The following is a 6,691-nucleotide window of genomic DNA, read 5'->3' as shown; positions in this document are numbered from 1 at the left end:
CGTTCCACAGTTTCCCGACGGTCGGCGCGAGCAGGCTCTCACCTGACCGTTTCTACCTGGTCCGCCCTGACGGATTCGTGGCCGCCGAGGCCACCGGCGATGAGGCGATCGGGGTGTTCCGCGGCGCCCTCGCCGAGCACGGTGTTCGCCGGGCCCGACACGCCAGGGTCGATACAGTATCCGGATGAACGCCGTCACCATCGTCTGACCGAGCGAAGAGGACTGGCAGCGCGTGCGGGACCTTCGACTGGAGCTGCTTCGGGACACCCCGGTCGCGTTTCTGGAGACCCTCGAATCGGCCCAAGTGAACTCGGAGGATGTCTGGCGGATGCGCTCCTGGACGCTGTCGAGGACTGGGCTCGCGAGCTGGGCGACACCCTCACCCTGCATGTGCACGAGGACAACGACCGGGCGATCGCTTTTCTACCGGCGCCGCGGCTAGGAGCTGACCGGTCGAACCATCCCGGACAACTTCGATCCGACGAGGAACGAGCTGGAGATGCGAACGGTGCTGTGACGCAGCCCCTGATCTCAGAGCGGCTTGTCGCCCGATTTCGGGTCGACGCCACCGTCAGACGCGGGGCCATCGTCGCCCACGCGGTCGCGCTCGTCCAGTTCGGCTTGCAACCGTTCACTGATCTCCGCCCGGTGATTCACCCGGCGGACCCGGCGCTGCATGTCGAAGATCAGGAGGAAGACGGCCGCGGCAAGGAGGGCAACGACGAAGAATCCGGCCGGGCCGGGAGTCACGTCGTTCGGGTCGATGTCGAGCGTCGGCGTCGGCGACGGGGTCGCGGCCAGCCGCCACGCGGCATCCGTGACGATGTTCCAGCTGGCGGCGATCATTCAGAGTCCTCGATTCCGGCGAACAGGTCGCTCTCGTTTGCGACGAGCGGCACGCTGCTGCGCACGCGCTCGAAATCCTCGTAGGGCCAGGCCTTACGCTGCAGGTCGTTCGACCAGAAGAAAAAGCTGGAGTCGGCGGCGACCTGGCTGGCGTGCGCCCGGAGGGCCGCGTCACGCACCTCGAAGAAGTCACCTGCCGGCACGTGTGTCGTCGCCCGGGCAGGGCGTTCCTTCATCCAGGCGACCATCTCGGAGAGCTGCTCGACGAGCGGCGATTCCGGCTCCTGACGGAGCAGTTCGTCGAAGTTCGCCTGCACCCGTTCGGAGTTGAAGATGTGGTCGTAGTACAGCTTCGAGACCTCCCAGGCCGGGCCGGCCTCGGGGTACGCGGATGGGTCGGCAGCGGCATCGAACGCGGCGACCGAAACCTCATGGCAGCGCACGTGATCGGGGTGCGGATAACCCCCGTTCTCGTCGTAGGTGACCATGACGTGCGGACGGAACTCACGCACGACACGCACGAGCGGTTCCGCCGACGTAGCGATCGGGATGGCGGCGAAGGAGTTCGGCGGAACGCTTCCGTCTTCGCGGCGCATCCCCGAATCGGTATAGCCGAGCCAGCGGTGACTGATGTCCATGATGCTGGCGGCCGCCGCCATCTCCCGCCGGCGGAGACCGGCAAGGTCACGCTCCCCCATGGCCCGGGCCTCGAGCTCCGTGTTCAGGATGTCGCCGCGTTCGCCACCGGTGCAGGTGACGACCATCACCTCGACGCCGCGAGAGCGGTAGTAGGCATTTGTCGCCGCGCCTTTGCTGGACTCGTCGTCAGGGTGCGCGTGGACCGAAAGCAAGCGGAGTGTCACGATGACCGGATCTTTCAGTGAGAGTGAGGGGGCTGAGAAGCGATTAGCCTTGTCTGTACAGACTAACGTTCGCAGGATGAGGGTTGATGGTTTCGAACACCCAGCGGGAGACTTCCGTCCTTGACGAACGGTACGGGCGGTCCGCCCAAGCACGAAGGCGCCAGCGACGCCTGGGCTGGATCGCCGGCGGCGTGTTCGCGCTGGTCTTCGTGGCGTGGGTCGTCTGGGCGGCGCTCGACACCGTCGGCCCCGCGGCGCTCGAAGTGAGGGACACGGCCCATGTGGTTGTCGACGAGCGCACCGTCGAGGTCACTTTCGAGCTGTCGGTAGCAACGGGGACGACCAGTCATTGCGCCGTGCAGGCGCTCAATGACACGTTCGCCGTGGTGGGCTGGAAGGTTGTGGAGATTCCCCCGTCCGACCAGCGAACGCGGAGCTTCACGGAGACGGTCACCACCACTGAACTCGCCTCAACGGGTTTGATTTATCGATGCTGGCTGGCCTAAGCTCGTCTGATACCCGAACGCCGGGTCGATTTGATACGCCCTGACGCCCTCGTCAGGGCGTCCGTTTATGTTTGGAGTTCGCCATGGCTGTTGAAACTCAGGTCACCTTCCTGACACAGGATGCATACGACAGACTCGCCGACGAGCTCGAGATGCTGTCCACCGTCGGCCGCGAAGAGATCGCCAAGAAGATCGAATCGGCTCGCGAAGAGGGCGACCTCAAGGAGAACGGCGGCTACCACGCCGCGAAGGACGAGCAGGGCAAGCAGGAGGCGCGCATCCGCACGCTGACCCAGCTGCTTCGGGATGCCACGGTGGGCGTCGCCCCCGAAAGCCACGGAGTCGTCGAGCCAGGCACCGTCATCACCGCCACCGTCGCCGGAGGCGAAGAGATCTTCCTCCTCGGCAACCGGGAGATCGCCGCGAACTCAGACCTCGACGTGTACAGCGAGCAGAGCCCGCTCGGCGCCGCGATCCTGGGCCTCAAGGTCGGCGCGACCACCACATACGTCGCCCCGAACGGCAAGGAGATCACCGTGAAGATCTCCAAGGTCGAAACGTACGCTGGCCAGTAGCCTCACGACAGAAAACGGCCCGGCGAGAACATCGCCGGGCCGTTTCTCTTTCGTGCCCTGTTCAGTCTTCGACGATCTGGGGGAAGTACCCGGCTGATCGAAGTGTTTCGACCACGAGTTCGCGGTGCTCGAGCCCGCGCGTCTCGACGCTCAACTCGAGTTCCACCTCACCGATCTTGAGGCCGTGCCCGTGGCGGGTGTGCAGCACCTCGATGACATTCGCGTTCGCCTCGGCGACGAGCTCAGCGGTACGGGCGAGTTGCCCCGGCCGGTCTGGCAGAGGAATCCGCAGCGTCAGGTACCGGTCGGATGCCGACAACCCGTGACTGATCACGCGCTGCATCAGGAGCGGGTCGATGTTGCCGCCGGAGAGGATCACGACGGTGGGGCCGGCAGGGGCGACGAGCCCGGCGAGGATCGCCGCGACACCGACAGCTCCTGCCGGTTCGACGACGAGCTTGGCACGTTCGAGGAGGACCAGCAGTGCCTTGGCGATGTCGTCCTCTGAGACCGTGACGATGTCATCGACGAGGTCGCGGATCATCTCGAAGTTGAGCGCGCCAGGCTTCCCGACCGCGATCCCGTCGGCGATGGTCGCCTGAACGGGAACTTGCGTCGGCATCCCCGCGACGAGGGAGGGCGGGTACGCGGCCGCGTTCGCCGCCTGGACGCCGATGACGCGGATCGAGCGGCCGGCCGCTGCCGCACGCAGCTTCATGGCGGATGCGACTCCGGCGATGAGGCCACCGCCGCCGATCGGCACGACCACCGTCTGCACGTCGGGAACCGACTCCCAGATCTCCAGACCCAGCGTGCCCTGGCCCACGATCACGTCGGGGTGGTCGAAGGGCGGGATGAAGATGGCCCCGGTCTCCTCGGCGTACTCGGCTGCCGCGAGCAGGGGCTCGGCGACGGTGTGCCCGTGCAGGATCACGTCAGCTCCGTAAGCTTTCGTGGCCTGCAGTTTGGGCAGAGGCACCCCGATCGGCATGAAGATGGTCGAGGCGATTCCGAGCTCCCGGGCGGCGAAGGCGACCCCCTGCGCGTGATTGCCCGCCGATGCCGCGACGACACCGCGAGCGCGTTCCTCATCGGTGAGCTGCGCCATCCGGTTGTAGGCGCCGCGGATCTTGTAGGAACCGGTGCGCTGGAGGTTCTCGCACTTGAGGTACACATCGGCGCCGAGAAGCTCCGCAAGGTATCGCGAACTCTCCATCGGCGTCTGCTGGGCGACGCGTGCGACCACGGTCCTCGCCGTCTCGAACTGCTCGAGTGTGGGGTGGGACGGCGTGGATTCATGCATTCGGTGTTCCCTTGGTTTCGGGGGCGGTCTTGGCGTGCCTGGGCTGCAGCGGCTTCAGGGCGCGACGTTCGGTGGGGACGGTACGCCAGATGGCATCCCCGACGACAAGCGGTGACGGGAGTCCCGCAGTCCGCCAGGCGCCGGATGCAATGTACCGGAACATCACGTTGATCACGGCCGCGACCGGAACAGCGAACAGTGCGCCTGGGATTCCGGCGACCAGTGTGCCCCCCGCTACGACCAAAACGACTGCAAGCGGGTGCACCTTGACTGCGGCGCCCATCAGGAGCGGCTGCAGCACATGACCCTCGATCTGCTGCACGAGCAGAACCACACCGAGCATCAGAAGGGCGATGAACCAGCCGTTGTACACGAGGGCGACGAAGACGGCGACGATGCCGGTGACCACCGCACCGACGATCGGCACGAATGAGCCAAGGAAGACCAGCACACCGATCGGGATCGCCAGCGGCACGCCGAGTAGGAAAGCGCCCAGGCCGATGCCGAACGCGTCGATCGATGCGACGAGGATCTGTGTTCTCGCGTAGTTGGTCAACGTGAACCAGCCTGCCTTGCCCGCGCCGTCGATCGCTGGTTGAGCCTTCATCGGGGTCAGGCGAACGAGCCAGCCCCAGATGCCCCGGCCGTCGATGAGCACGAAAACGAGGCAGAAGATGGCGAGGAACAAGCCGGTAGCCACATGGCCCAGCGTCGAACCGAGCGAGAGCGCACCGCTCAGCAGGGTCTGGCTGTCGTTCTGGACCGTTGCGAGCATATCCCGGATGAAATCGTTGATCTGTGTCTCGGTGAGGTGAAGCGGCGACTGGAGCAGCGCGGTCTTCAACTCGTTGAACGAGACCGCTGTTCTCTGCTGCACTTCAGAGAATTCCCGCGTGATCTGCCAGATCACCAGCCAAAGCAGGCCGCCGACGACCGCGACAGTGCCAAGGATGGCTGTCGCGATCGCGAGTCCCCTCGGCCAGCGATGCCGGGTGAGGAGCTCGATGAAGGGAGTGAGCAGCGCCGACACGAGCACGCCGATGAACAATGGGATGACGATCAGCCGAAGCTGGACGACGAGAAAGATCAGAACCGCGAGGGCTGCGGCGATGACGAGGAGTCGCCACGACCAGGCGCCTGCGATCCGCATGGCGCGGGGGACATCGTCCTCGATCTCACTTGCGGGCGCTCGATCGTCGACAGGGGAATCGGCGGGTCGGAACACGCGACCCCACCAGTTCTTCTCCGTCGTTTTCGCCACCGGATCAGTCTATGCTCCGGCTGTCAGAGGGACACGCTAACGTCGGGCTTATGGCGAACAGCGTGGCACCGGCACTTGCTCGCCGGATCGGCCTCGCCGCGCAGGGCTTCGGTCGTCCACACCCGGCGAATCCTGGCACGAGACAGTTGAACTCCCTCGTCGACCGGCTCGGCATCCTTCAGATCGATTCGGTGAACGTGTTCGAGCGCAGCCACTACCTGCCTGTTTTCGCCCGGCTCGGCGCTTTCGACAAGTCCGCCCTCGACACGCTCACCTTTGCTGTTTCCGGCCGCTACATCGAGTACTGGGGTCATGAGGCGACGATCATGCCCCAGGCGAGCTGGCCACTGTTCCGGTGGCGGATGCAGTCCTACCGGGACAAGAGCCTCACCGACCCGCAGAGCTGGGCCACAGCCAACGGTCCTTTTCTGCGTTGGCTGCACGCTGAACTGGCAGAGAAGGGCCCACTGCCGGCGAGTGCGATCGAGCACGACGCCAACAAACGCGTCGGCCCGTGGTGGGGCTGGTCCGACGTCAAGATCGGCCTCGAAACGCTGTTCAGATGGGGTGAGATCGTGTCGGCGGGCCGGGCCGGGTTCGAACGGCGATACGCCCTCCCCGAGCAGGTCCTCCCCCCGGCTGTTCTGAACCGGGACGTCCCGCGGGGCGACGCCATTCGCGAACTCGTTCGACGCGCCGCCATCGCCTCGGGCATCGGCACGCTCGATGACCTGGCTGACTATTACCGCCTCCCGTCGGCAGACACGCGAACCGCGGTGAGCGAACTCGAAGACGCCGGGGAACTGCTGCCGGTCACAGTGCCGGGGTGGCTCCGAGGCGCACAGCCAAGGCAAGCCTGGTTGCACAGCGCCGCCAGACGCCCGCGCACAATGGAGGCATCCGCCCTCCTCTCCCCCTTCGATCCGATCGTCTGGGCGCGCAGCCGTGCTTTGCGGATGTTCGACTTCCACTACCGGATCGAGATCTACACGCCCAAACCCAAGCGGGTGCACGGGTACTACGTGCTCCCTGTTCTCCTCAACGATCACCTATCGGCACGGCTGGACCTCAAGAACGACCGTGCCGCCGGCATCCTGCGCGTGCAGGCCGCGTGGCTTGAGCCTGGTGCACCGGCGGATGCAGCCGACAGGGTTGCGGCGCTGCTCAGGCAGACAGCCGCCTGGCAGCGGAACGAAACGATCACGGTAGCCGGGCGCGGGACACTTGCCAAAGAGCTCGCCGGCGCGCTCGGAGTCCGGCCGAACGAGGATGAGTAGAACTGCCGCAAGATCAGGGAATTTCCGCGCCCGTATCAACGATTTCCGGGTTCTCTTCGA

The 6,691-nt window shown here is 65.6% G+C and carries 8 protein-coding genes and 1 pseudogene; 5 read left to right on the top strand and 4 right to left on the bottom strand.

Going from position 1 to position 6,691, the window contains the following annotated elements:
- On the top strand, nt 1-188 hold a 188-nt coding region (locus JWP90_RS05545), incomplete at its 5' end, for a hypothetical protein (protein WP_297360811.1).
- Nucleotides 100-378 (top strand): annotated as a pseudogene (locus JWP90_RS13165) (hypothetical protein); the annotation flags it as partial. The gene JWP90_RS05545 and the pseudogene JWP90_RS13165, both read left to right, overlap by 89 nt.
- A 153-nt stretch (nt 379-531) precedes the next feature.
- Here JWP90_RS13165 and JWP90_RS05535 read toward each other — a convergent pair.
- Both JWP90_RS05535 and mca read right to left on the bottom strand, forming a co-directional pair.
- Entirely contained in the window at nt 532-846 is a 315-nt protein-coding gene (locus JWP90_RS05535) for a hypothetical protein (protein WP_297360808.1), read from the bottom strand.
- The gene (mca, locus tag JWP90_RS05530) at nt 843-1,709 is read right to left on the bottom strand and encodes a mycothiol conjugate amidase Mca (protein ID WP_297360805.1); all 867 of its coding nucleotides are present in this window, start codon (nt 1,707-1,709) and stop codon (nt 843-845) included. Before mca ends, JWP90_RS05535 begins: the two co-directional genes overlap by 4 nt.
- An 86-nt stretch (nt 1,710-1,795) precedes the next feature.
- On the opposite strand from mca, the gene JWP90_RS05525 reads away from it, so the two are divergent.
- Both JWP90_RS05525 and greA read left to right on the top strand, forming a co-directional pair.
- Nucleotides 1,796-2,215, top strand: coding sequence for a DUF4307 domain-containing protein (locus JWP90_RS05525; RefSeq protein ID WP_297360802.1), 420 nt, complete (start codon nt 1,796-1,798; stop codon nt 2,213-2,215).
- An 83-nt stretch (nt 2,216-2,298) separates the two neighbouring features.
- The gene (greA, locus tag JWP90_RS05520; protein WP_297360799.1) at nt 2,299-2,790 is read left to right on the top strand and encodes a transcription elongation factor GreA; all 492 of its coding nucleotides are present in this window, start codon (nt 2,299-2,301) and stop codon (nt 2,788-2,790) included.
- A gap of 61 nt (nt 2,791-2,851) precedes the next feature.
- Here the strand turns inward: greA and ilvA are convergent, their stop codons facing one another.
- Both ilvA and JWP90_RS05510 read right to left on the bottom strand, forming a co-directional pair.
- On the bottom strand, nt 2,852-4,093 hold the full coding sequence (gene ilvA, locus JWP90_RS05515) for a threonine ammonia-lyase (protein WP_297360796.1): 1,242 nt from the start codon (nt 4,091-4,093) through the stop codon (nt 2,852-2,854).
- On the bottom strand, nt 4,086-5,354 hold the full coding sequence (locus JWP90_RS05510) for an AI-2E family transporter (protein WP_297360793.1): 1,269 nt from the start codon (nt 5,352-5,354) through the stop codon (nt 4,086-4,088). The genes ilvA and JWP90_RS05510 overlap by 8 nt, the downstream gene beginning before the upstream one ends.
- 50 nt (nt 5,355-5,404) lie before the next feature.
- Here JWP90_RS05510 and JWP90_RS05505 point away from each other — a divergent pair, with 50 nt between their 5' ends.
- The gene (locus JWP90_RS05505) at nt 5,405-6,631 is read left to right on the top strand and encodes a crosslink repair DNA glycosylase YcaQ family protein (protein WP_297360790.1); all 1,227 of its coding nucleotides are present in this window, start codon (nt 5,405-5,407) and stop codon (nt 6,629-6,631) included.
- Nucleotides 6,632-6,691 lie beyond the last annotated feature (60 nt).

The organism is Mycetocola sp. (assembly GCF_025464835.1).
GTDB lineage: Bacteria > Actinomycetota > Actinomycetes > Actinomycetales > Microbacteriaceae > Mycetocola_A.
Note: the sequence above shows the minus strand (reverse complement) of the source record. Positions and strands in the feature narration are given on the sequence as shown.